The following is a 21526-nucleotide window of genomic DNA, read 5'->3' on the forward strand; positions in this document are numbered from 1 at the left end:
GATGCCTAATTTAGTTGTACAGCGTGCCGGCGTTGATCACCGGTTGCGCTTCGCGGTCTGCGCACAGCACCACCAGCAGGTTGGAAATCATCGCCGCCTTGCGCTCGTCGTCCAGCACGACGATCTCGCGGTCGGACAGGCCCTTCAAGGCGGCTTCGACCATGCCGACCGCGCCTTGCACGATTTTGCTGCGTGCCGAGATGATGGCGTCGGCTTGCTGGCGGCGCAGCATCACTTGGGCGATCTCCGGCGCATAGGCCAGGTGCGACAGCTTGGCGTCCAGCACGCTGACGCCAGCCCGCACAAACCGTGCTTCCAGCTCAACACGCAAAGCGTCCGACACTTCATCCTGCGCACCGCGCAAGGTGGTGATAGTGGTCGTGCCGTGTTGTTCGCCTTCGTCGTAGGGGTACTGTGCTGCCAGGTGGCGCAGTGCGGCCTCGGCTTGCACCTGTGCGTAGCGTTCGTAGTCATCCACTTCGAATACGGCTTGCGCTGTGTCTCGTACGGCCCAGACCACGACTGCACCGATTTCTATCGGATTGCCGCGCTGGTCGTTAACTTTCAGCGGTGGAATGTTCAGGTTGCGGGCACGCAGCGAAATGATGCGTTTCGTGAAGAACGGATTGGCCCAGCGCAGGCCCTCGCTGCGGTCGGTACCCTTGTATTCGCCAAACAAGCTAAGGATGGCGGCGGACTTGGGTTGCAGCATGTAGAAACCCAGCGCGAACCATGGCACGGCCAGCACCACCAGCAATTGCGGCCAGATCTCTCGGGGCGGTACTTGCTTGCTGACCAGCAGATAAAAGGCATAGCAAAACCAGGCCAGCGGCAGAAGCGTGACGCCAACCATCGGAAGCCCGGGTATCGAAGGCCGCAGACGTTCGGAAATGGGAGCCAAAGTGGCGCCGGATGCAGAGTCGGTAGCTTTGTTCATATGTGTCCTGGTGAAATCAAAGTGATATCACTTTAGCAGGGTTTTGCAAAAATGCAAACACCGTTGAAATCTTCTGGTTTCTCGCCGGCTGTGCCGCCACAATACGTTGATATCGCCAGGGGGATTCAGTGAGCACAGATACAAATGGACTGAACCGCGAAGCACACGACACCAATGAAGTCGTGTTCCGCACCGGGGAATACGGAGACGCCGCCTACGTCATTGAGAGCGGCTGCGTCGAAGTTTTGGTGGGACCGGCCGATACAGCCAAACGCGTTGCCGTACTGACGGAAGGCGCGATGTTTGGCGAAGTGGCGCTCTTGGACCGGCAGGCCCGTACCGCCACTGTGCGCACGCTGATGCCCACCCGCCTCGTGCGCATTGACCGAAACCACGTAGAGGAATTGCTGGCACGGGCCGACCCGGTGATCCAGTATTTGCTGCGCCTGATGCTGGAGCGCTTTCGCAATTCCAGCGGTACGCCTTCCGGCACCGAACGGCCCGATTCCGATGTGTCGGGCAAGGCCGAATTGCATTCGCTGGCGGTGCATACGCTGTCGCTTGCACACGATCTGGCCGAGGCCATCACGGCCGACCAGTTGGTACTGCACTACCAGCCCATCATCTTGCTCAACGGCAATGTGCCAGTGGGCTTTGAGGCGCTGGTGCGCTGGCAACACCCCCGGCTTGGCATGATCAGCCCGGACGAATTCATTCCGCTGGCTGAGAAGACCGGGCTGGTGCATCGCATTGGCGAATGGGTGCTGCAGCGTTCTGCAACGGATTGGCCTTTGCTGCGGTCCTTTTGCATGGGGCAGGGTGATCACCAGCCGTTCATGAGTGTGAATTTGTCAGCGCCTGAGTTGTGCACGCCGGGCATTGTGCAAAGCATTCAAACCTGCCTGGCGCAACACGCCATGCCTGCGCAGGAGTTGCGCATTGAGTTGACCGAGACAGTGATCGTCAGCAGCCTGGAAGCCGTGTCCAGTGCCATCCATGCGTTGCGTGATTTGGGTGTGGGTATTGCGCTGGACGACTTTGGGACTGGCTACGCGGGTCTTGGCTATTTGCAGACGCTGCCGTTCTCCTGCCTGAAGATCGACAAGACCTTTGTGCAACAGATGCACGACTCCGGGCGCAGCTTTCAAATCGTCAAGTCGGCACTGGAGCTATCCAGGCAACTGGGCCTGAGCACGGTAGCAGAAGGCATAGAAGACGAAGCTACCGCCAACGCCCTGCGCGATATGGGCAGCACGTATGCCCAGGGCTATTACTTTGCCAGGCCGATGCCGGCGAGTGCTGTCGCGGCATGGGCACTCGGAAATCACCCTTAAATAAGGCTGCAGACCGCACAGAATGTGCGTAAGCAGCTCCTGTTTTTATAGCAATCCTACAGGCTTGCCATGGTGGGTGTACGCCAGGGCGTGGGCCGAGGGCGCGCAAAGGCCTTGTCCACCGCGTCTTCAGCGGCGCGCAGGGCGGCCGGGTTGGCGTTGTCAGGTCCAACGCGCAGCTCTACATAGGCCAGCAGCGCTTTCCACTGCGGCTGTGGGCCGCCCAGACGTGCAAACATGGCCTTGCTTTGCGCAAGCGATTGGGCCGCGGCTGTGGGGTCCAGTTCAGCCTCAAACAGCGCACGCTGTAACCAAAGAGTCGCGCGGCGCGGGCTATCACCTTCTGCCGATTTTTCGTACAGCGCAAACCGGCCTTGCAGCAACTCCAGCGCGCGCTTGGGTTGGCCGCGCAGGTAGGCTGTGAGTGCTGCCGTGCGGTTGACGGCGGCGACGCTCTCGGGGTTGGAGTTGTTGATGGCTGCCAAATCGACACGGGCCAGCGCCTGAGCGCTGTCAGCGATATCGAGCGCGCCGACACCCGCTGCCGCATCCGACAAACGGCGGTAGAAATCTGCACGGACCGCGCCCGCTCCGGGTATTGCGGATGGCGCGGCAGCAAGCATGCGCTGCAAATCTGCTTTGGCGCGGTCAGGCTTCGTCAGTCCCATGCGGCCCTGCTGACTCAATACCCACAACTCCGCATTCAGCAGGGCACTTGGCGCAGTACCGGGCTCCTGGAGCCGCGTTAGCAGCCCTTGACCGATCGACAGGCATTCCTGAAAGCGGCCCATCTCGCAGGCCAGGTTCTGCAGTCGGACAATGGAATCGAACACCAAGGCGTTGTTCTTCCCCAAAAGGGTTTCCATCTCGCCAATGACTTTTGTCAGCCGGGCTTCTATGCCCTCGTATTGGCCCAGGCGCAGGCGCATGGCCTCCAGGTTGCCACGCATGATCAGTGAATCGCGCACCTGCTGGCCGCCCAGTTTGGCCATGGCAGGCAGGTCGCCCTCTATCGTGGCCAGCGTCTCCAGCGCTTCGCGCCACAGGGCTTGTTGGGTCAGCAGCACGGCGGCGTCGTTGACCACATCGATGCGCTTGGCTAGGTCGTTGGGAAAGAGCTTGGTCATGATCGCCGCGCCCTGCTTCAGGCTCTCTCTGGCTTCCTGCATGCGCCCTACGCCGGCCAGACTGGAGCTGTAGCCTTGCAACAATCTTCCGTATTCTTCGCTCTTGGCGCCATAGCGCGCAGCAAATTTGGGCAGCAAGGGCTCTTCAATCGCCACGGCCTCAGCCTCGCGGTTGAGTCTGCGCAGAATCTGCGCCTTGTGTTTCAGCGTGTCCAGGCTCTCATCCGAATCCGCGGATTCGGTCTGCGCCAGCAGCTGTTGCAGCTGCTCCAGTTGCGCCAGGGTCACCGCATCGCGGTTCAGCGCGTCATTGGTTTCCACCAGACGCCCCAGCAGCAGGGCGTGTGTTTTCGGGTCATCTGCAAACTTGGTGGCCAGGTCTTTTTCGGATTGCTCCAGCAGCGCCAGCACTGTGGGCCAACTGCCGCCATGGTTGTCGGGGCTTGCGCTCTGGATCAGCTCGCCCAGATAGCCCGCCACTTGGGTCGCGCGCTTGGCCTCCTGTTGCGCGCGCTGGGTTTGCCACAGCGCCACCACCAGGCCTGCGCTGACCGCCACAAAGGCCACCGACGCCAGTGCCGCCACCAGCCGGTTGCGACGCAGCCAGAGGCGCGTGGTGTAGCGCCAGTTACCGCGCCGCGCCTCAACCGGCAAGTTGTTCAGCCAGCGCTCGAGGTCGGCAGCAAAGGCGCCCACCGTGGTGTAACGATCCGCCGGGTTCTTGCGCAGCGCCTTGGCGACGATGGCATCCAGATCGCCTAGTGCGCGTGCAGCGTCTGAGGGCCTGCCTGCGACAGAGGAGGGTGGGCTTTGCAAAGCCTTCGCAATGGATTTCGCCTCGTTGTGCACGATGGCGTGTTCGAGGGCGGTACGGTTCTCGCCGGCGAACGGCATGGCACCAGTGATCAACTCGAACGCCAGCACGCCCAGCGAGAACACATCGGCCGCAACGCCAGTGGCCTCGCCGGTGACCTGCTCGGGCGCGCAGTAGCCCAGCGTGAAGCCGCGGCCAGTCAGATGCGTCAAGGAAGTCGCACCGCCCGGGTCTACGTCGTCCATCAGCTTGGCAATGCCAAAGTCCAACAAGGCCGGTTCGCCCGCGTGGCTCACCACCACATTGGAGGGTTTGATGTCACGGTGCACGATCAGTTGGCCGTGTGCGTATTCAGTGGCCCGACAGACTTTGAGCAGCAGGCCGATGCGCTGTGCCAACTGCTGCGCATGGCCGCCGGCCCAATCGGTGATCGGCACGCCGTCGATGTATTCCATCACCAGGTAGGGCTCAGCCTGGTGCGTGCCCGCGTCCAGCAAGCGTGCAATGCCGGGGTGCGTCAGACGCGCCAGCAGGCGCCGCTCGCGCAGGAAACGATCCACCAGATCGGTTTTGCCCAGGCCCGTGCGCAAAAACTTGATGGCTGCATGGCCGTCAAAGTGGCCGTCGTGCCGCGCCGCCAGCCAGACCGCGCCCATGCCGCCTTCGCCAATTTTCCGTTCCAGTTGCCATGGGCCGACGACATCGCCTACGTTGACCGAGGGCCCCGCATCGGGTGCAGCGGCCACATCCACCTGGGCTTCAAACTCGCGCGCGCTCACGCCAATCAGGCTGGGCGATTGATCAGGGTGGCTGGACGACTGGTTCAGCTCATCCAGCATGGCCTGCACCGCAGCCACGTGCTCGGGCTCGCTGGCCTGAAGCGCTGCGAACCACGCCGCGCGTTCGTCCGGTGGCAGCTCTGCGACCTCGTCAAACAATACAAATCGGCGTTTCAGATCGGAGGAGGTGGCGGTCATGGTCGGTGTGCAGTTATCCGTAGGCTAACCCAAACTGCTGGGCTTTCAATGGTTAAGACGCGGACAAGCCACTGAATGCGACAGATGTTCCGGCATCCGTCTGTCTTTTTTAGCCCTTTGTCGTAAACGGCGCCCGCACCGCGTCTTATCCAATGCAACCCAACCACCCAAGGAGCAACATGCAGAAATCACCAACTTCTTCACGCAGCGCCAGCGCACTGACGCTGGCAATCATCACCATGGGCCTCGGCCTGCCACTGGCCGCCCAGGCAGATACGCCCCAGCGCCTGAGCGCCACTATCGACGGCAAAGTGTTTGAGAGCGATGACAGCGGCATCATGTACCTGATCCCAAGAAAGGGCGTACTCAACCTGATGGCAAGCACCAAGGGCGGGGCGGCCTATCCACCACCCAAGACGCTGTCGGACAAGCTCTCGATCAACTGCAACGACTATGACGGCAAGCCGGTCAAATTCACGTTTGCCAAATCGGGCAGCCGCAGCTGTGAAGTCAGCTTCACCAAAGGCGTCAGCAGGAAGCCTTTTGGCGACCCGGAAGCGGAGTACCGGATGGTCGACGGCAAAAACCAGCTGGAGATCACCTCGGTTAAAGGCAAGGTGATTGAAGGCACGTTCAGCTTCGAGCTGATGGAAGTCAAGACAAAGGCCAAGATGACGATTACTGGCGGCACCTTCAAGGCCGAAGACCGCCAGCTGTAACGCTTGCTTACAGACCCCTGGGCGGGGTCCCACTCGTTGTGGCCTCGTTGTGGCTTAAACTGCCGCGCACAGTGCAAGTGCGCCTGAGCACCCGAGCACGCCACAGCGAGGACTCCCACTTTGATGCCCACGGATTCTGCCGAACAGATTGCACAACTGTTGCAAGAGATACGCGCCGGTGACCAAAGCGCGGCGGCGCGGCTCTATGCATTGCTCTACCCCGAAATCAAACGCTTGGCGCATTCGCGCCTGTATGCCGTGGGCGGTGTCACCAGCCTGAACACCACCGGACTGGTGAACGAGGGGTTCTTGCGCATGGTGGAGCGCACCGGTATGGCCGGCGAATCACGCGCCCAGTTTTTTGCCTATGTGGGCAAGGTGCTGCGCTCGGTGGTGCTGGACCACCTGCGTGCCAACCAGGCGGAAAAGCGGGGCGGTGATCTGGTGCATGTCACGCTGTCGCAGGCCGATTCGATTGCCACCGAAGGACGCGACAACTGGTTTTTGCTGGACACAGCGTTGGAGCAATTGCGCACGCTGGATCTGGGGCTCTACGAGCTGGTGGAATTGCGCTACTTTGCCGGCTTGACCGTCGCCGACATTGCCAAGCTGCTGGGTGTTTCCACCCGCACCGTAGACCGCGACTGGGTAAAGGCCAAGGCCTGGCTGGAAAGCCTGATTGAGGACACGGCCTAAGCCGCAGCCTGCTACTTAGCGCAGTCGCCTAGCCGCTTCGCGGTCAACGCGGTTTTCATCACATTGCCGCCCATGTCGTGCTGGGTCACGCGCATGTCCATCGTGAATGTGTCTTCTGTGACCGTGCCTTGGCCTTCGCCGGTCATCTTGGGGTTGGTGCAGTTGTATTTGATGGTGATTGCACTGCCTTTGCGTTGCACCACAGGCGGCGTGCAACCCTCTACGCCCTGCTGATTCACATAGGCCTTGTTGGACGCTACGTCCTTGTCCGTCACGCACTGCTTGAAGCTGACAGGAATGGACATACCGAACATTTCGGTTTTGGTGGTGTATTCGTATTGGCCGGGTTTTAGGTTTTGGGCCTGGGCCAGGGGTGCAGCCAAACACGCGGCGAGGGCAGTGAGGGCGGCAATGGTGGAGTGGATGGATTTCATTTTCAGTTTTTCCCCCGCAAGGCGGCAAGGTTGACGCTTGATCTGTAATTAAGTGGTGTGCCTGGTTTGAAGGCGGCTAGCGCATAACCAGGCACATAACTGGTGGAGTTGTTACCTGGGATTAGGAAGCTGAAGTTGCATTCCACTACCGTAGCAAGAGCGGGGTTTGCCTGATAGTTTGGCAGCAAGTCTTTCTTGTCGATAGTGAAGGAGACGGTCCTTTTTACTTTGCCTTCCACTAGTGGAATGATCGAAAATGGTATGTCTGCCGCGCCTTCTGGTTTAAAAGTCACCGAGCTCACCCCTGTCAATATGCAACCAATTTTGATCGACGTAAACGCGGCCGGTATGTCGTGCACATCCACCGGAATGTTGAATGTGAATAGCGTTTGCGCATGGGCGCCAACGGTGCAGGACAACAGAGCGCATGGCAGCATGAGACGAATTGCTTTTTTCATGTGAATCTCCTGAATACGGTTTAGAAAATTAATGGCCCATGCCGGTCATGGTGAAGGTAGGCAAGGTGACTGTCTGGGGCGTAAATGAATTTGCGGAAGTGCCGCCCATAGGTGGGGTATAGCCAGTGCCAGTCATCGTGAATGCAGGCAAGGTGACGGTTTGTGCGGTGAATGGACCTGGGTTAGGACCGGGGCCAGCGCCAGGGTTGGTGTTACCCGCTTGGGGGGCTGCGTAACCCATGCCGGTCATCGTGAACGCAGGCAAGGTCACTACCGTAGCTGCCGCGCCTGCGGGAGCACCGCCCGGCAGACCGGGTGTATTGGGTGACTGCCCGTCCGACTTGCCTGGCTGACGCAGGGTTGCGGTGGGCGCGGTCAGGGTACCGAGTCCGGTTGCAGCTCCGCCAAATGCACCATTGGATGACGGCAGCGCGGACGACCGTCCCGGTGCGCCCAGCGCAGATACAGGAGCCTGGTTGACAACCCGCGGCAGCATTGGCGATGACGCGGGCAAAAGGGGCGGCGCAGCGGAGAGCCCTTGCGCATATGCCGCCGTGGCGGATAGCACCCCCAATACAAGGAGCGTGCCCACAGCGCGCAGATGTCCGCTGGTCTGACAACGCCCGACGCTGATGTAAGCATCCATAGGTCCTCCGATTAGCGCCCAGGGCGCAATGTGCACGTGGCCTGGCCGCGTGATGCTTGCTCACAGCGCGCCACTGCGGTCGCGTCATTGCAGACATAGCTGCCGGGGCTATTGACCTGGGCCGTGCATCCTGGTGGCACGGGTCGTGTTAGACCCGTACCGCCGCCCAGGCCACCACCGAGGTTGGAAGAGCCCATAGATCCCCCGAGTTGGCTGTTGCCCATTCCACCCGGGCGTAATTGGCCTGTCGCAGGTGGAGCCACAACCAGTGGGGGACGTATCGCGGGAATGGACTGGCGGATAACAGGCGGGGCTACCGGAGCGACAACGATGGGAGCAGCAATGACTGGAGCTGCCACTGGTGGGGCTACCACTGCGGGAACCATCGGAACCATCGGAACCATAGGAACTGTTGGCACCGGCGATGTAATCACTGGCGGGGCCACGACGGGCGTGCTGCCGCCCGGGGTGATCCGTGTTCCAGGCACTCGGCCGCCAACACCGATCCCTACCGGTTGGGTGTTGCCAGCCGCCACGCTGGCGCGGGCGATGGCCTTCATCTTCTCGTCACAGGCGCTGAGGATGGCGGCCTGTTCCTTGGACTTTGCCGGCGACAGGGTATGCGTGTCACCGCTTTGGTTGGCAGGGTTTTTGGCGAAATCGGCGAACTGCTGCTTGCACGTGGCGGCCATTCGGATCAGTTCTTCCTTGCATTCTGCGGTGTGGCACAGCATGTCGGCGCGGGGAGGGGGCGCAGCCAGCGTTACGCCATCCATCATTGGCAAGGGCGGCTCGTTCGAGGCGACTACGTTGAAGTTATCGCTGTCAAAGTTGGCTTGGGTGCCGTTGACAATCAGCTTGCCGGGTGTGGACGACTTGAAGCCTGCTGGCGGAGTGATCTGCACCAGGAAATGCATGGTCTTCTGGGAACCTTTTTGCGGTCCCATCACGCCATTGACCCAATCGGCCCTCATGGGAACGATGCCAAACGTCGCGGTGAAGTTTTGGATGCCCGAGGCCGGGTCGGCGTACTGCAGCACCCCGTCATCGTTGTAACGCAGCAGGCCGCGTACCAGGATGACCCTGCCGTTGTAGGTGGCGCCTCCAATAGTGAGCTCCTGTTTACTCAGGTCCGCAGAACTGGGGCATACGAGGTTGAGTTCATTTTTGAGCCCAGCGGCCAGGTTGTTGCAGGCGATGCTGGCGGCTTGCCGCGTTGCGGTGGGCAGGGTCTGGTCGGCGCAGGTGAGGGTGGTCGTCGGGATACCGGATGGAGCCGCATTGGATACACCAGGTATGCGGACACGCGGCGGCATCGTGCACTTGGCGGCCATGATGGCAGGGTAGGCATTTTGCCAGCCGATGACGGTCTTCACTGTGGCACTGTTGTTGTAGACCTTGGCGATCAGCGCGTCCAGCACGGTGTCGCGGTTTGGCAGTTCACTGGCTCGGCGCTTAGGGTCGCCGCCCGAAAACTGTGTGCTTTTGGCATTGCGGGTTTTTTCCCCGAGCGAGCCTGCGGCCCACGCCACATCGCCGCGGTCATTGCGCTTGGCGTTGCCGCGTGCGTCCAGACCAAAGTCGCGGAACAAACGCTTTGCCATCGCCTGGATGACCACATCGTTCAGGCCTGCGGCGCGGGCCAAGTCAGTTTGTTGCTTCACCAGGTAGCGGCCGTAATACTCCGCTGCGTTCGGCGTCAGCAGGTCCCAGGTGCGGTTGTAGACGGCGCGGGTAAAACCCCCACCAACAAAGTCACGCGTGCCGTCGCGCATGCCATCGCAGGTTAGGACAGCGGTACTCTGGTACTGGTTATGGCTGTCGAAGTATTGGACACAGTTGTCATAGATTGGCTTCACCGTCGCCGTCCAGACGTCTCGTGGCGGCGTGGCAGACAGGCCCAGCGCTACCGACTCCACATAGGGCTCCCAGAATCGTTGGTAATAGGTGCCCACGGGCATGTGCTGCGGGTCCTTGATCACATCGACATAGCCGGTGACAACTGCGCCGCCCACGACAACGATACCCTTGCCCAGCGGGCCGAGTTCTTCCAGAAACCCGGTACATTGTTTTGCGACCGCCACGGTGTCTTCGTAAATCTCCTTCACGACCTCTGGCCTGAGACCGGCGTCAACCAATCCGCAGCCGCAGTCGATACCGCCGGTGACTATTTCGGTGCCGGGGATGCTGGTCAGCAAGTCCACGGCGTTTTCTGCGGTCAGATTGACCAGTCCGCCTTTGAGTGAGTCAAGCGGTGAGGGCAGGTTGGGCGCCTTGTTCAGCGCGGCCTTGACTTCACCAAGGATCGGGTTGGCGACAAAACCGTAAATGCCTTTGGAGCAACTGTCATAGGTGTTGAGCTTCTGCTGTGTTGCAATGCCAACCGTGATGCCCATGGCAATCTGGGGAATGGCGGGCGGGGGTGTGACCAGTTGGCCCACACATACCGGCTTGGTGGCAATGAATTCCAATACGCTGGCGCCATTGGTTGCAGCGTGCTTTATGGCTTTGCCATTGGCCTTCAGGCAAGCCCAGCCCTTTTCCGCCGCATCCTTGAGACCGGCATGGGCGGGCGCCGCCATCAGCAGTGGGATGAGCGCCCCCAGCAGATAGAGAAGGGGTTTTCGGGCGCCGTGCGGGGCAGGTTGGTGGTGCAGGTTCACGTGGGTCTCCTGAAAAGGTGAGGGTGTCTAGTCACTAAGACGCCGGCTGACCTTGGTTTGCGACAACCCATTCCAAAAAGATTTCTTGGTGGGCTTGTCGCAATCTGCTGTGCGACTGCGTCTTAACCACTAAGCAGGCTTAAGAACCAAGCCTCCCGCAACCCCACATCAGGAGCTTTCATGTTTGCCAAACCCCAAAGTGCTTTCAACATTGCTAAGGCCATAACTGTCTTGACGCTGTGCTGCCTGAGCAGCGCGGCGCTCCATGCCGAGGGCAAAGACCCGGTGTCGGACCGGTCGTCCACCACCAAGAAGTTGGGAAGCTTGCCAGCCGTGGCGCTGGCCGCGCGGCCCATGGTGACGGTCTATGAGGTGACGTCCAACGTGTCCGAGATCGATGCCCGTGCGGCCACGGCCATGTTCACCACGGCCTTGATCAAGAGCAAGCAGTTCCGCGTTTTGGAGCGCAACAAGATTGCCAACGGCGTGGCGCGCGAACGCGAGATGAACCAGACCGGCGTGACCAGCGGCACCAGCGCCACGCGGCAAATCAAGGGCGCGAATGTGATTTTTGAGGCGACCTTTTCGGAAGCCGCCGCCGGCAAGTCCAGCAACGCGGGGGGCTTCTCGATTGGAGGCTTGCAACTGGGTGGCGGCAGCTCCAAAGACGAGATTGGCATGGACGTGCGTGTGCTGTCGGTCGGAAGTGGCGAGGTGCTGGACGCGATTAACGTACGCAAGGAAGTCGCATCTACCCAGACCAGCGTGAGCGGCATCGGCAGCCTGGTGGAAACCATCGCCGCCAACAAGGGGCAGGACCTGCAGGGCATGACGCCGGATGCGTCCTTCCAGTCGGCCCGCAAAGAGGGCATGGACCGGGCGATGCGCGCGCTGATCGAGCAGGCTATCTTTGAGCTGGCCCAGCGCTCGAATGAATGGGTGGATGACTAACATGCGCCGCCACAGCAACTCCCTGTTGCGCGGCCTGTTGGGGATGGCGTTGCTGGCCACGCTGGGCACCAGCATGGCGCAGACCGCAGACCGTGAGCCACTGCAGGTGTCGGTGCGGCGCGAGGGGTTCGTGCCTTACATGCCGCATGCCAGTTACCGCATCAATATCAAGGTGCCGCAAGCGAAATTGCAGGAAGGCTGGCGTTGCTGCTGGATAGAAGCGTTTTCGCGCCCGGTGGCGGCGCTGCTGAGCCAGCAAGAACTAAAGACCGTGGCCGGCAATGACGTGGATGTGCAACTGGACTCAGAGCGCACGGAATACTCGTTACGCGAACTCGCGCCGGGCAACTTTGAAGGGGCTCTGTACCTTTCATCCACGCAAGGCTGGGGCACCCGCGCAGCCCGCATCTATGTGCACCTGTACCAGAGCGCGGAGGGTGTGGACAGTATGTATGACCCGCGCACCGAGCGCTACCGCGTTTTGGGGCGCCAGGGCAACCGCGTGGCCAATGACTTCCTGCTCGACCCTTTCATCACCGTGCGCTTCATGTACGCGCCGCGCCCCGCACAACCACCCCTACGGAGTGACGGCACTGTCCCTGGCGCGCCGCCCTCGCAGTTGCCGCATTACTGAATTTCCGCGTCCGGCTTTTCTATCCATTTTTTAAGGTGAACACCATGACTTCTCGCTCACACATACCGCAGACATTGGCACGCACTGCTATCGGCGTTGTGCTGCTGGCCGCCAGCGCACTGGCCCTGGCCGACCACCCCGTACCCACCAAAGACCTGAAAGGGCTGACCGACCCCGCTGGACTCAAGCGCTACACCGGCTCGGTGCTGACCTACCGCGACGACGTGGCCTACGACGAGGTGAAGTTTCCGGTGGGCAAGGTGATGTACAAGGATGAGCAGGCCGTGATCTCACGCAGCCAGGACCGCGCGGGCCAGCGCACCATGTTGCAGTACCTGACGCCGGCTGGAAAGTCTGCGCTGGAGGTGGTGCGCAACTACCAGCAGGATTTGAAGGCTGCTGGCTACAAGGCCACGTATGAGTGCACGGGTGAAGCCTGCGGTAGCGCCGACTGGATAACCAAGGGCTACTTTATTTCTACGCTGGTGTCGGGAGCGTACTGGGCCAACATCGGGGACAACAGCCCGGCAGCTTGCGGTAATGGCGCCAACATCGGCGACTTCCGCTACGCGCTGTTGGACAACCCTGCGACGGGTTCCACGGTTGCGGTCGCGGCATGGCGGCCTGGCATCCTGTCGGCGTATTGCGACGAAGCTGAGTACCAGAAGCGCACCAGCATCATGGTGGTAAAGGTGGACCCCAAAGCGCGCGAGCAGGCGATGGAAGCCCTGTCCGCCAGCGAGATGGGCAAGAGCCTGGACGCCAGCGGCAAGGTCGCGGTCTACGGCATCTTGTTTGACACGGCCAAGGCAGATATCAAGCCCGAAAGCCGCGCGTCGCTGGAGCAAATCGGCACGCTGTTGAAGCAGCAAACGCGCCTGAAGCTGCATGTGGTGGGCCATACCGACAACGCGGGCACGCTGAACGGCAATATCGATCTGAGCAAACGCCGTGCGGAAGCCGTAGTGGCGGCGCTGGCTGGCACCTACGGCATTGCCCGTGACCGTCTCACCGCCAACGGCGTGGCCAGCCTAGCGCCTGTGGCCAGCAACGGTGATGAAGCGGGCAAGGCCAAGAACCGGCGCGTTGAACTGGTGTTGCAGTAAAGCGCAATAGCCGCCATTCGAGAGGAGAAATACATGTCCCGCTTCACGTTATCCAATGCCACACTGGCACCCAGCCTGCTCGTTGCCACGCTCGGTTGCACACTGCTGGCGCAACACGCAAATGGCCAGCTAATCAATAACAGACCCACCCAACTGCGACCCAACAACGGTTCGGCACCTGCCAACCTGGCCCCGCCAGCAGCGGGTGGGCTCACCCCCCCAATGCAAACTGACGCTCGCAAAATACCTGTTGCGCCTGCGGAGGCGATGGTCACCGCAGACTTTGGTATCCAACCGCAGAATGCGGAGCAAAAACAGTCCATTGTGCTGTTCATGGGCGGTTACACCGGCAAAGCGCCTGATGAGAGCGCACCATCAAGCATCCGGATCACTGGCGGTCAGGCCAAGGATTTTTCGGTAACACCGGCGGAATGTAGTTGGATCAATCAGCCCGCTTTTACTAGCGTCATTTACTCATTCCGCTGTACGGTCGCCTTTCGTGCCAGTGCAGAGGGACCTCGTGCGGCATTGCTGGAAGTGATGTTCCCCAACGGAGATCGATACAAGGCCGCACTGAAAGGTATCGGCAAAGCAACGTATGTAGCCATGCCATCACCGGGAGGCGTCACAGGCACCGGTATGCAGGCCCAAATGGGCAATAAGCCTCCGGTGGGCGTCGCGGTGGTTTCTGAGACGCTGGATTTTGGCTACGTGAACAGTGGCGCTAGAAAGACCCTGCGCGTGGCAACGCAATACCCTGCCGGAACGCGAGTGCTGTCCCACTTCGGCGGGGCCAAAATTAGCGATGGCCACGGCAAGTTTGACCAATTCATTTTGGGGGAAACCGCCCTTAGCTTGAACGGCGCAGCATCGGGTGAAAAGGCGAGCTTCACCATTACCTTTGTACCCGCGAAATACTGCACACAAGAAATAGCCTACTTCACATTCCGTGACGCGAATGGCCTTCAGCGTCAGTTGGAACTGAAAGGGTCATGTATCAAGTGATCGTTTGAAATTAGAGTGAAATATGCCTGAAATGCCCGCAGAATGTGCGTGAGCAGCTCCTGTTTTTATAGCGACTGCAGGCGGCGAATGGCTTCGCGCAAGGTCGCATCCTGCTTCGCAAAACAGAAGCGCACCACCCGCTGGTCGAAGCCGTCGCCGTAAAAGGCGGACAACGGAATCGCCGCGACGCCAATCTCCCGGGTGAGCCATTGGCAGAACTCGGCTTCGCTCAAGTCCGACACGGCGGAGATATCCACGCACTGGAAATAGCTGCCTTGGCTGGGCAGCAAGCGCAGCTTGGTAGTGGCCAGCCCTTCGCGAAACAGATCGCGTTTGCGCTGGTAAAACGCGGGCAAGTCCAGGTAGGGCGCGGGGTTGGCCATGTAGTTCGCCAGTGCGTGCTGCATCGGCGTGTTGACCGTGAACACATTGAACTGGTGCACCTTGCGGAACTCGGCTGTCAACGCGGCGGGCGCGGCGATGGTGCCGACTTTCCAGCCAGTCACATGGAAGGTCTTGCCGAAACTGGAAACGATAAAGGCGCGCTCAGCGAGGCCAGGATAGCGCGCAACGCTCTCGTGCTGCGCATCGTCAAACACCATGTGTTCGTAGACCTCGTCGCTGATCAGTAAGACGTTGGTAGGGGCCAGCAGCCCCTGCAGCGTCAGCATGTCTTCGCGCGGCCACACCGTGGCGCTGGGGTTGTGCGGTGTATTGATGATCAGCGCCCGGGTGCGGGGCGTGATGGCCGCGCCGATCTTTGCGAAGTCGGGGCGAAACGTGCCGGGGGTCAGTGGCACGCGAACGGCCACGCCGCCTGCCAGTTCGATATTGGGCACATAGCTGTCGTAGCACGGCTCCAGCACGATGACTTCATCACCCGCATGCACCACCGCAAGAATGGCGGTCAGGATGCCTTGCGTCGCTCCGGCAGTGATGGTGATTTCGGTTGCGGCGTTGTACTGGCGGGCGTGAATCGTTTCTATTTTGCTGGCAATGGCCTCGCGCAATGCGGGCACGCCGGTCATTGGTGGGTACTGGTTGTGGCCGTCCTGCATCGCGCGGGTCACGCAATCCAAGAGCGCAGGGTCCGCGCCAAAGTCCGGAAAGCCCTGGCCCAGATTGACAGCCTTGTGTTCGGCGGCCAGCGCCGACATCACGGTGAAGATAGTGGTGCCGACTTGCGGCAGCTTCGAAGTCAGCGGCCCCATGACTTAGAGCTCATAGTCGCTAACATGCCCTTCCATCGCCCGGGCAATCAGGTTGCGGTTCAGGCGGGTGCTGAGCAGTTCGGCAAAGGTGTAAACGAAATTGCGCAAATACGCGCTGCGCTTGAAAGCGACGCGGGCCACGTTCTGGCCGAACAGCGCGCCAGCGGGGCGCACCACCAGGCCACCCTTGCCGCCGTTTTTCTCGCAGTCTTCGACGATGTCAGACACCGCCATTTCGGCCGCGATGCCCACGCCCAGCCCCAGGCGCACATAGGTCTTGATCACGTCGGAATCAATCGCTTCCAGTGCAATGCGCGGTGTCAGCTTGCGGGTCGCAAAGGCGGTGTCGATCTTGGTTCGGCCCGTGAACGACGGGTGGTAGGTGATCAGCGGTTCCAGCGCCACATCTTCCAATGTGATGCGTTCTTTCTGCGCCAGCGGGTGGTCGGCTGGCAATACCAGCACGTGCTGCCATTCGTAGCAGGGCAGGGTGACCAGTTCGGAGTAGTCCACCAAGGACTCAGTGGCGATGCCGATTTCGGCCACCTCGTCGATCAGCATGCGCGCGACCTGGTCGGGCGAGCCCTGGTGCAGGCTGATATTGACCTTGGGATAGGCGGTGCGTAGCTCGGCCACCTTTGGCGGTAGCACGTAGCGGGCTTGTGTGTGGGTAGTGGCGATGGATAGCGTGCCGCTGTCTTCGGCGCTGTATTGCTCGCCGATGCGCTTGAGGTTGCCGACTTCACGCAGGATCAGCTCAATGCTGCGCAGCACGTGCTGGCCGGGTTCGGTGATGCGCTTGAGGCGTTTGCCGTGGCGGGCAAAGATATCGATGCCGAGTTCTTCCTCCAGCTCGATGATGGCTTTGGAGACACCGGGTTGTGAGGTGTGCAGGGCTTTGGCGGCTTCGGTCAGATTGAGGTTGCGTCGCGCAGCCTCTTGAACAAAGCGAAACTGGTGCAGGTTCATATCGAATTTCAACTAAAGATGAAGTTCATTATGCCGCAGAAGTCTATGGATTGAGTGCTTCCCGTCCCATATTTGCCAGCAATGAAATCAAGCGTGGGTCTTCTCCAACAGCGGTTTTCAGCGTGAAAGTAACCTGCGGATACTGCTCTTGCAGCGCGTCGACCAATCGGGGCAAGTCTTCCCGCGCATGTTTGCCTACGCCTAGAAAGAGCGGCAGGACGCTAATGTCAGTTGCGCCCTGCGCCATGAGCTGATCGACTGCGGCCGACAGGTCGGGCGTGCTGAGTTCAAGGTAAGCGCAGGCGACCAATGCATCGGGGTTGGCGGCCAAAACCGCTTGCGCCACGGCCTGCATGGGCAGGTGCCACAGCGGGTCGCGCGAACCGTGGGCAAACAACACCAATGCGGGCTTTGCTCCACTCATCGTCGCAACACCAGCCAGGAAAATGCGGAGAGCGATATCAATGAATAGATCAAGCCCGGTAGCGCCGCAGTGACCCAGGGCAGCCAACCGCGCAGCGTGCCCAGGTCACCCAGAATATTGTTGAGCAGCACGAAGCTGATACCCGCCATCACGCCACCAAACACATAGCTGGCGATCGAGCCAGAGCGGAAATGCAGATAGGCAAAGGGCAGGGCCAGCACGACCATCACCACGCAACTCAGTGGGTAGAACACCTTTTTCCAGAACTGCACTTCGTACTTTTGCGCCGACTGGGCGTTGGCATTCAGGTGTTGGATGTACTGGAATAAATCGATAGTGCTCATGCGCTCTGGCCGATTGACCGCAGCGGCGACCATTTCGGCGCTGATCTGGGTGGGCCAGCGGAAAGTGTCTACCCGGGCACGGTCCACACGGTTACCTTGTGCATCCATGCTGGTGAATTCGGTGCGATCCACCTTCTCAAGCTGCCAGTCCTCGTGCTCACCAAACTTGGCCACGGCCGCCTGCGTCAGCGAGACCAGTGCGCCCTGGTTGTCGAATTCGAAGATGCGCACATTCTTCATATTGCCGTCGGGCGACAGCGCGCCGACGTTGACCGAATAGCTGCCGTAGGCCTGCTTTTCCTTGAGCCATGCGCCGGTCTTTCCCACCGTCATGCGCCCCTGGAACTGGGACTTGAGCATCTGCGCGGTACGGCTGCCCAGCGGCGCAATGTAGTCGCCAATCGCAAAGGTGAAAACCGCAAAGCCCACACCGAGAAACACCAGCGTACGCAACGCGCGCCATGGTCCCAGGCCACTGGTACGCAAGATAGTGAACTCGGAGCTTTGCGCAAAACGGGCCATCACAAAGATAGTGCCTATCAGCACCGTGATCGGAAACAGCTCGTAGACATGGCTGGGAATCATCAGTCCGACAAACAGCATGGCCTGCGGCACCTTGTAGCCAATGGCGCTGAAGTGGCCGACCTGTTGCAGTTCTTCGGCAAAGTCGAAGAAATAGAACAGCGCGATAAAGCCCAGCGTCACCAGCGTGACCGCGGTAACGACTTCACCGTAAAAGAGTTTGCGGAGGGTTTTCATGGGGTGCGCTTTCCAGGCCAGAACCGCAGGGCATCCCAGTTGTTGTGCCGCTTGGCCAGCCATGCCAATCCCAGCAAGAGTGCGCCGCCATGCAGGGTCAGCATGAATATGACAAACGTGGTCTGGCCGTTCGCAATCCAGCTTTTACCGACCTCCAGAATATTGACGTAGACCACGAAGACCAGAAATGCCAAACCCAGGTTGGCCGTGCGGCCCACACGGGGATTGACGCCGGCAATGGCGAGCGCAATCAGCACGAAATTGAGTGACGCCAGCGTAACGCCAATGCGCCACGATAGCTCGGCCAGGTGTTTCGGGACAGGCTGTTGCAGCAGATCCATCGTGCCAATGGCATTGACCGGTATGTAGCTGCGTGCAGAAGGATCGTCTGCACCGACCCGCACACCGTAGGACTCATACGTGCTGATGTTCAAGTCCGCCTTCCCGGTGTTTTTTTCCAGGCGCTGCCCGTTTTTCAGAACTAGAAAGCGGTCCTGGCCAATGGTCTCCAGGTGCCCGGATTTGGCACTCGTAACCGTTTCCTTGCCCTGTTCGGTGGTTGCGATAAAGACATTGCTGCCGGCCTGCTTGTTTGAAGTATCTTTTTCGATAAAGAAAACCCGGTCACCGTTGGCGGATTCCTGGAATTGGCCCGGCTCGATACGGGCAATGTCGCCTCGTTTTTCAAAGCGGTCACGCAGGTCTTCGATGCGGCCAAAAGCCCAGGGCAGAATCAAAAGCGCCAGCGTCAGGACGACGACCAGGATAGGCCAGGCGAATTGCAGGAGGGGCTTGATCAGCGAGGCCAGACCGCGCCCGCTGCCAAACCAGATCACCATTTCGCTGTCACGAAACATCCGGGTCAGCACATTCAATATCGCGATGAACAGACTGCCAGCAAGAATGATGGGCATCTGCGACAGCACGGTGTAGCCCATGATGATCATCACGTCGGTGGGGTCGAAGGTGCCGCGAGATGCGTCACCCACGGTGCGTATCAGGGTCATGGTCATCACGACCGTCACCAGCACCACCAAAGTTGCGCCAAAACTGCGCGCTAGTTCTTTTCGGATGGAGGAATGGAATAACATTGGAGGATAAGGAAAGACCGAATTATGAACTTTGAACTCAAATCTTCCAGTCTCGTTGGTGCAGCGGATGAAAAATGTGATGCATTGATTGTCCTGGTACCCCAATCTTTCAAGGCCAGCAAGGATGATCTGTCCGCACTGGTGGCCCAAACCATCAAGGCCGGTGACCTCGAAACCAAGCCCGGCAAGTCACTGACACTGTACCGTCCGGTGCAAGCCAGTGCCACGCGCGTCGTGCTGGTCGGCATCGGCGAGGGGACAGCCAAGCAGGTTCGCACGGCCATCGGCGCAGCTTTTGGCGGTATCAAGAGCGATTCGCTGAAGAAGCTGGTTGTGGCATTTGCCGGTCCGGCCGTTGAGGCCGCAGTCCGCGCAGCAGTGCTGGCGGTGGCAGACAGCAGCTACGTTTTCACCCACACCAAGAGCAAGCCGGAAGGCCGCACGGTGCAGAAAGTCACCATTGCAGCGCCCAACGCGAGCGAGCTGCAAGCGACATTTGACCGCACGGTTGCCATCGTTGCCGGTATTGAAGTGGCGAAAGAATGGGCGAATCGCCCGGCCAACCACGCCACCCCCACCTTGCTGGGCAAAGCGGCACAGGCACTGGTTGCCAAGCAGGCCAAATTCAGCTGTGAGGTGCTTGGCCCCAAGGAAGTCGCCAAGCTGGGCATGGGCTCCTTCATGGCCGTCGCTCAGGGTTCCGATGAACCCCTGCGCTTCATCGTTCTGCGCTACAACGGCGCCGCCAAGAGCAAGGCGCCGTCCGTCATCGTCGGCAAGGGCATTACGTTCGATTGCGGCGGTATTTCCATCAAGCCGGCTCCCGAAATGGACGAGATGAAGTTCGACATGTCTGGCGCTGCCAGCGTGCTGGGCACTTTCAAGACACTGGCGCTGCTCAAACCCAATATCAATGTGGTCGGCCTGATCCCTTCCTGCGAAAACCTGATCAACGGCAAAGCCGTCAAGCCGGGTGATGTGGTCACCAGCATGAGCGGCCAGACCATTGAAATCCTGAACACAGATGCCGAAGGCCGTTTGATCTTGTGCGACGCGTTGACCTATGCCGAGCGTTTCAAGCCGGAATCGGTCGTGGACATCGCCACCTTGACCGGCGCCTGCGTGATCGCATTGGGCGGCGTGCGCAGTGGCCTGTTCACCCCCAAGGACTCGTTGGCCAAGGACTTGTCGGATGCTGGTGACACCGCGCAAGACCTGTGCTGGCGCATGCCTCTGGATGACGAATACGCCGAGGGCCTGAAAACCAACTTTGCCGATGTGGCCAATGTGGGCGGACGGGCAGGGGGCGCGATCAGTGCAGCCAAGTTCCTGCAGCGCTTCACCGAAAAGTTCGACTGGGCCCATCTGGACATCGCCGGTTCTGGCTGGAAGAGCGGCGCGGCCAAGGGCGCTACCGGCCGTCCGGTCGGTCTGCTGGTTGAGTTCCTGCTGGCCCGCGCCGGCACCAAGTAACCCCAAGGCGATGACACAGATCGCCTTTCATTTTGGAGCCACGGACAAGCTGGCCTACGCCTGCCGCCTGCTGCGCAAGGCGGCGGCCAGTGGCGCGCGCGTGGTCGTGGTCGCCGATGTGCAGGCGCAAGAACAGCTCGACGCGGAACTGTGGGCCCTGAGTCCCACAGATTTCGTATCCCACTGCGGCGCCCAAGCGCCGCAAAGTACCAAAGATCGATCAGCAGTTGTGTTGGTACAGGACGTTGTGCAAGCTGGCACTGCGCGCCAGGTGCTCGTCAATCTGGGTGCCACGATACCGGCAGGGTTCGAGGCTTTCGACCGGGTGATTGATGTTGTCAGCGTAGATGACGAAGACCGCAATCAGGGCCGCCAGCGCTGGAAGCAATACACGCAACAGGGCTATGCCATTACCCGGCACGACCTGGTTGCCAAGGGGGCAAGAGCATGAGCACGGCCAAGCCCAGCGCACGCTTTCTGCCAACGCTCACCGAAGTGGTGCAGTTGATCCCGGCCGAGGCGCAGCCGCCCAAGGCCGGTGCCGACCCTGTGCTGGACCTGACCCAGCGCGCAATGACACTGCTGGAAGCCCGTATGGCCGAGCGGATGGAAGCACTGATCAAAGCCCAGGCACAGAACGTGCTGGAAGGCTTACGTGACGAAATGCAACTGGCAATAGCCGATGCAGTGAAACAGGCGTTGCGCGAAGGCGAATAATTTCATTCTTCCGTAGCGAACCTGTTTCTCGTTGTCT

21 protein-coding genes are annotated in these 21526 nt (G+C 60.3%); 10 read left to right on the forward strand and 11 right to left on the reverse strand.

Annotated features, from left to right (window positions below; genetic code table 11):
• Positions 1-10 precede the first annotated feature (10 nt).
• Positions 11-937, reverse strand: a complete 927-nt coding sequence (locus tag AC1DV6_RS10300) for an SPFH domain-containing protein (RefSeq protein WP_477977365.1) — start codon at positions 935-937, stop codon at positions 11-13.
• Positions 938-1065: 128 nt separating this feature from the next.
• Here AC1DV6_RS10300 and AC1DV6_RS10305 point away from each other — a divergent pair, with 128 nt between their 5' ends.
• Positions 1066-2271, forward strand: a complete 1206-nt coding sequence (locus AC1DV6_RS10305) for an EAL domain-containing protein (RefSeq protein ID WP_477977366.1) — start codon at positions 1066-1068, stop codon at positions 2269-2271.
• 56 nt (positions 2272-2327) lie between these two features.
• Here AC1DV6_RS10305 and AC1DV6_RS10310 read toward each other — a convergent pair whose 3' ends face one another.
• On the reverse strand, positions 2328-5189 hold the full coding sequence (locus tag AC1DV6_RS10310) for a serine/threonine protein kinase (RefSeq protein WP_477977367.1): 2862 nt from the start codon (positions 5187-5189) through the stop codon (positions 2328-2330).
• Positions 5190-5368: 179 nt separating this feature from the next.
• On the opposite strand from AC1DV6_RS10310, the gene AC1DV6_RS10315 reads away from it, so the two are divergent.
• Positions 5369-5908: a hypothetical protein gene (locus AC1DV6_RS10315; protein WP_477977368.1), complete on the forward strand. Its 540-nt coding sequence runs from the start codon at positions 5369-5371 to the stop codon at positions 5906-5908.
• Between the two features lie 123 nt (positions 5909-6031).
• On the forward strand, positions 6032-6604 hold the full coding sequence (locus AC1DV6_RS10320) for an ECF-type sigma factor (protein ID WP_477977369.1): 573 nt from the start codon (positions 6032-6034) through the stop codon (positions 6602-6604).
• Between the two features lie 11 nt (positions 6605-6615).
• On the opposite strand, the gene AC1DV6_RS10325 is transcribed toward AC1DV6_RS10320, so the two are convergent.
• From AC1DV6_RS10325 to AC1DV6_RS10340, 4 genes are read right to left on the reverse strand one after another with little or no spacing between them, the layout of a single operon-like run.
• Positions 6616-7038, reverse strand: coding sequence for a DUF3617 domain-containing protein (locus AC1DV6_RS10325; protein ID WP_477977370.1), 423 nt, complete (start codon positions 7036-7038; stop codon positions 6616-6618).
• 2 nt (positions 7039-7040) lie between these two features.
• Positions 7041-7496 (reverse strand): hypothetical protein, encoded by a 456-nt coding sequence (locus AC1DV6_RS10330; protein ID WP_477977371.1) that lies wholly within the window; start codon positions 7494-7496, stop codon positions 7041-7043.
• A gap of 28 nt (positions 7497-7524) precedes the next feature.
• Positions 7525-8142 carry a hypothetical protein gene (locus AC1DV6_RS10335; protein WP_477977372.1) on the reverse strand — a complete coding sequence of 206 codons (618 nt, stop codon included), beginning with the start codon at positions 8140-8142 and terminating at the stop codon, positions 7525-7527.
• Positions 8143-8153: 11 nt separating this feature from the next.
• Positions 8154-10805 (reverse strand): hypothetical protein, encoded by a 2652-nt coding sequence (locus AC1DV6_RS10340; RefSeq protein WP_477977373.1) that lies wholly within the window; start codon positions 10803-10805, stop codon positions 8154-8156.
• Between the two features lie 180 nt (positions 10806-10985).
• Between AC1DV6_RS10340 and AC1DV6_RS10345 the strand changes: the two genes are divergently transcribed.
• From AC1DV6_RS10345 to AC1DV6_RS10360, 4 genes are read left to right on the forward strand one after another with little or no spacing between them, the layout of a single operon-like run.
• A complete protein-coding gene (locus tag AC1DV6_RS10345; RefSeq protein ID WP_477977374.1) occupies positions 10986-11756 on the forward strand; it encodes a CsgG/HfaB family protein in 771 nt (256 codons plus the stop codon).
• The gene (locus tag AC1DV6_RS10350; RefSeq protein ID WP_477977375.1) at positions 11749-12390 is read left to right on the forward strand and encodes a hypothetical protein; all 642 of its coding nucleotides are present in this window, start codon (positions 11749-11751) and stop codon (positions 12388-12390) included. Before AC1DV6_RS10345 ends, AC1DV6_RS10350 begins: the two co-directional genes overlap by 8 nt.
• A 44-nt stretch (positions 12391-12434) precedes the next feature.
• A complete protein-coding gene (locus AC1DV6_RS10355; protein ID WP_477977376.1) occupies positions 12435-13496 on the forward strand; it encodes an OmpA family protein in 1062 nt (353 codons plus the stop codon).
• 33 nt (positions 13497-13529) lie between these two features.
• Positions 13530-14501, forward strand: a complete 972-nt coding sequence (locus AC1DV6_RS10360) for a hypothetical protein (protein ID WP_477977377.1) — start codon at positions 13530-13532, stop codon at positions 14499-14501.
• Between the two features lie 65 nt (positions 14502-14566).
• Here the strand turns inward: AC1DV6_RS10360 and AC1DV6_RS10365 are convergent, their stop codons facing one another.
• The 5 genes from AC1DV6_RS10365 to lptF are packed head-to-tail and all read right to left on the reverse strand — an operon-like array spanning position 14567 to position 19299.
• Entirely contained in the window at positions 14567-15712 is a 1146-nt protein-coding gene (locus AC1DV6_RS10365; protein ID WP_477977378.1) for a pyridoxal phosphate-dependent aminotransferase, read from the reverse strand.
• A gap of 3 nt (positions 15713-15715) precedes the next feature.
• Positions 15716-16681, reverse strand: coding sequence for a CysB family HTH-type transcriptional regulator (locus tag AC1DV6_RS10370; RefSeq protein ID WP_477977379.1), 966 nt, complete (start codon positions 16679-16681; stop codon positions 15716-15718).
• Between the two features lie 43 nt (positions 16682-16724).
• Positions 16725-17105, reverse strand: coding sequence for a sirohydrochlorin chelatase (locus tag AC1DV6_RS10375; protein WP_477977380.1), 381 nt, complete (start codon positions 17103-17105; stop codon positions 16725-16727).
• Positions 17102-18208, reverse strand: coding sequence for an LPS export ABC transporter permease LptG (gene lptG / locus AC1DV6_RS10380; protein ID WP_477977381.1), 1107 nt, complete (start codon positions 18206-18208; stop codon positions 17102-17104). Before lptG ends, AC1DV6_RS10375 begins: the two co-directional genes overlap by 4 nt.
• Positions 18205-19299 carry an LPS export ABC transporter permease LptF gene (gene lptF / locus AC1DV6_RS10385; RefSeq protein WP_477977382.1) on the reverse strand — a complete coding sequence of 365 codons (1095 nt, stop codon included), beginning with the start codon at positions 19297-19299 and terminating at the stop codon, positions 18205-18207. The genes lptG and lptF overlap by 4 nt, the downstream gene beginning before the upstream one ends.
• Before the next feature lie 24 nt (positions 19300-19323).
• Here lptF and AC1DV6_RS10390 point away from each other — a divergent pair, with 24 nt between their 5' ends.
• Genes AC1DV6_RS10390 through AC1DV6_RS10400 form a run of 3 tightly spaced genes read left to right on the forward strand, consistent with a single transcriptional unit; the run spans position 19324 to position 21489 of the window.
• Entirely contained in the window at positions 19324-20772 is a 1449-nt protein-coding gene (locus AC1DV6_RS10390) for a leucyl aminopeptidase (protein WP_477977383.1), read from the forward strand.
• 10 nt (positions 20773-20782) lie between these two features.
• On the forward strand, positions 20783-21223 hold the full coding sequence (locus tag AC1DV6_RS10395; protein ID WP_477977384.1) for a DNA polymerase III subunit chi: 441 nt from the start codon (positions 20783-20785) through the stop codon (positions 21221-21223).
• The gene (locus AC1DV6_RS10400; RefSeq protein ID WP_477977385.1) at positions 21220-21489 is read left to right on the forward strand and encodes a hypothetical protein; all 270 of its coding nucleotides are present in this window, start codon (positions 21220-21222) and stop codon (positions 21487-21489) included. The genes AC1DV6_RS10395 and AC1DV6_RS10400 overlap by 4 nt, the downstream gene beginning before the upstream one ends.
• Positions 21490-21526: the final 37 nt, after the last annotated feature.

It is taken from the genome of Rhodoferax sp. P2_H8_2, assembly GCF_056403235.1.

Coding starts and splice junctions, on each gene's coding strand:
- AC1DV6_RS10300 (WP_477977365.1), bottom strand. CDS start 937: ATGAACAAAGCTACCGACTCTGCATCCGGCGCCACTTTGGCTCCCATT.
- AC1DV6_RS10310 (WP_477977367.1), bottom strand. CDS start 5,189: ATGACCGCCACCTCCTCCGATCTGAAACGCCGATTTGTATTGTTTGAC.
- AC1DV6_RS10315 (WP_477977368.1), top strand. CDS start 5,369: ATGCAGAAATCACCAACTTCTTCACGCAGCGCCAGCGCACTGACGCTG.
- AC1DV6_RS10320 (WP_477977369.1), top strand. CDS start 6,032: ATGCCCACGGATTCTGCCGAACAGATTGCACAACTGTTGCAAGAGATA.
- AC1DV6_RS10325 (WP_477977370.1), bottom strand. CDS start 7,038: ATGAAATCCATCCACTCCACCATTGCCGCCCTCACTGCCCTCGCCGCG.
- AC1DV6_RS10330 (WP_477977371.1), bottom strand. CDS start 7,496: ATGAAAAAAGCAATTCGTCTCATGCTGCCATGCGCTCTGTTGTCCTGC.
- AC1DV6_RS10335 (WP_477977372.1), bottom strand. CDS start 8,142: ATGGATGCTTACATCAGCGTCGGGCGTTGTCAGACCAGCGGACATCTG.
- AC1DV6_RS10345 (WP_477977374.1), top strand. CDS start 10,986: ATGTTTGCCAAACCCCAAAGTGCTTTCAACATTGCTAAGGCCATAACT.
- AC1DV6_RS10350 (WP_477977375.1), top strand. CDS start 11,749: ATGACTAACATGCGCCGCCACAGCAACTCCCTGTTGCGCGGCCTGTTG.
- AC1DV6_RS10355 (WP_477977376.1), top strand. CDS start 12,435: ATGACTTCTCGCTCACACATACCGCAGACATTGGCACGCACTGCTATC.
- AC1DV6_RS10360 (WP_477977377.1), top strand. CDS start 13,530: ATGTCCCGCTTCACGTTATCCAATGCCACACTGGCACCCAGCCTGCTC.
- AC1DV6_RS10365 (WP_477977378.1), bottom strand. CDS start 15,712: ATGGGGCCGCTGACTTCGAAGCTGCCGCAAGTCGGCACCACTATCTTC.
- AC1DV6_RS10370 (WP_477977379.1), bottom strand. CDS start 16,681: ATGAACCTGCACCAGTTTCGCTTTGTTCAAGAGGCTGCGCGACGCAAC.
- AC1DV6_RS10375 (WP_477977380.1), bottom strand. CDS start 17,105: ATGAGTGGAGCAAAGCCCGCATTGGTGTTGTTTGCCCACGGTTCGCGC.
- lptG (WP_477977381.1), bottom strand. CDS start 18,208: ATGAAAACCCTCCGCAAACTCTTTTACGGTGAAGTCGTTACCGCGGTC.
- lptF (WP_477977382.1), bottom strand. CDS start 19,299: ATGTTATTCCATTCCTCCATCCGAAAAGAACTAGCGCGCAGTTTTGGC.
- AC1DV6_RS10390 (WP_477977383.1), top strand. CDS start 19,324: ATGAACTTTGAACTCAAATCTTCCAGTCTCGTTGGTGCAGCGGATGAA.
- AC1DV6_RS10395 (WP_477977384.1), top strand. CDS start 20,783: ATGACACAGATCGCCTTTCATTTTGGAGCCACGGACAAGCTGGCCTAC.
- AC1DV6_RS10400 (WP_477977385.1), top strand. CDS start 21,220: ATGAGCACGGCCAAGCCCAGCGCACGCTTTCTGCCAACGCTCACCGAA.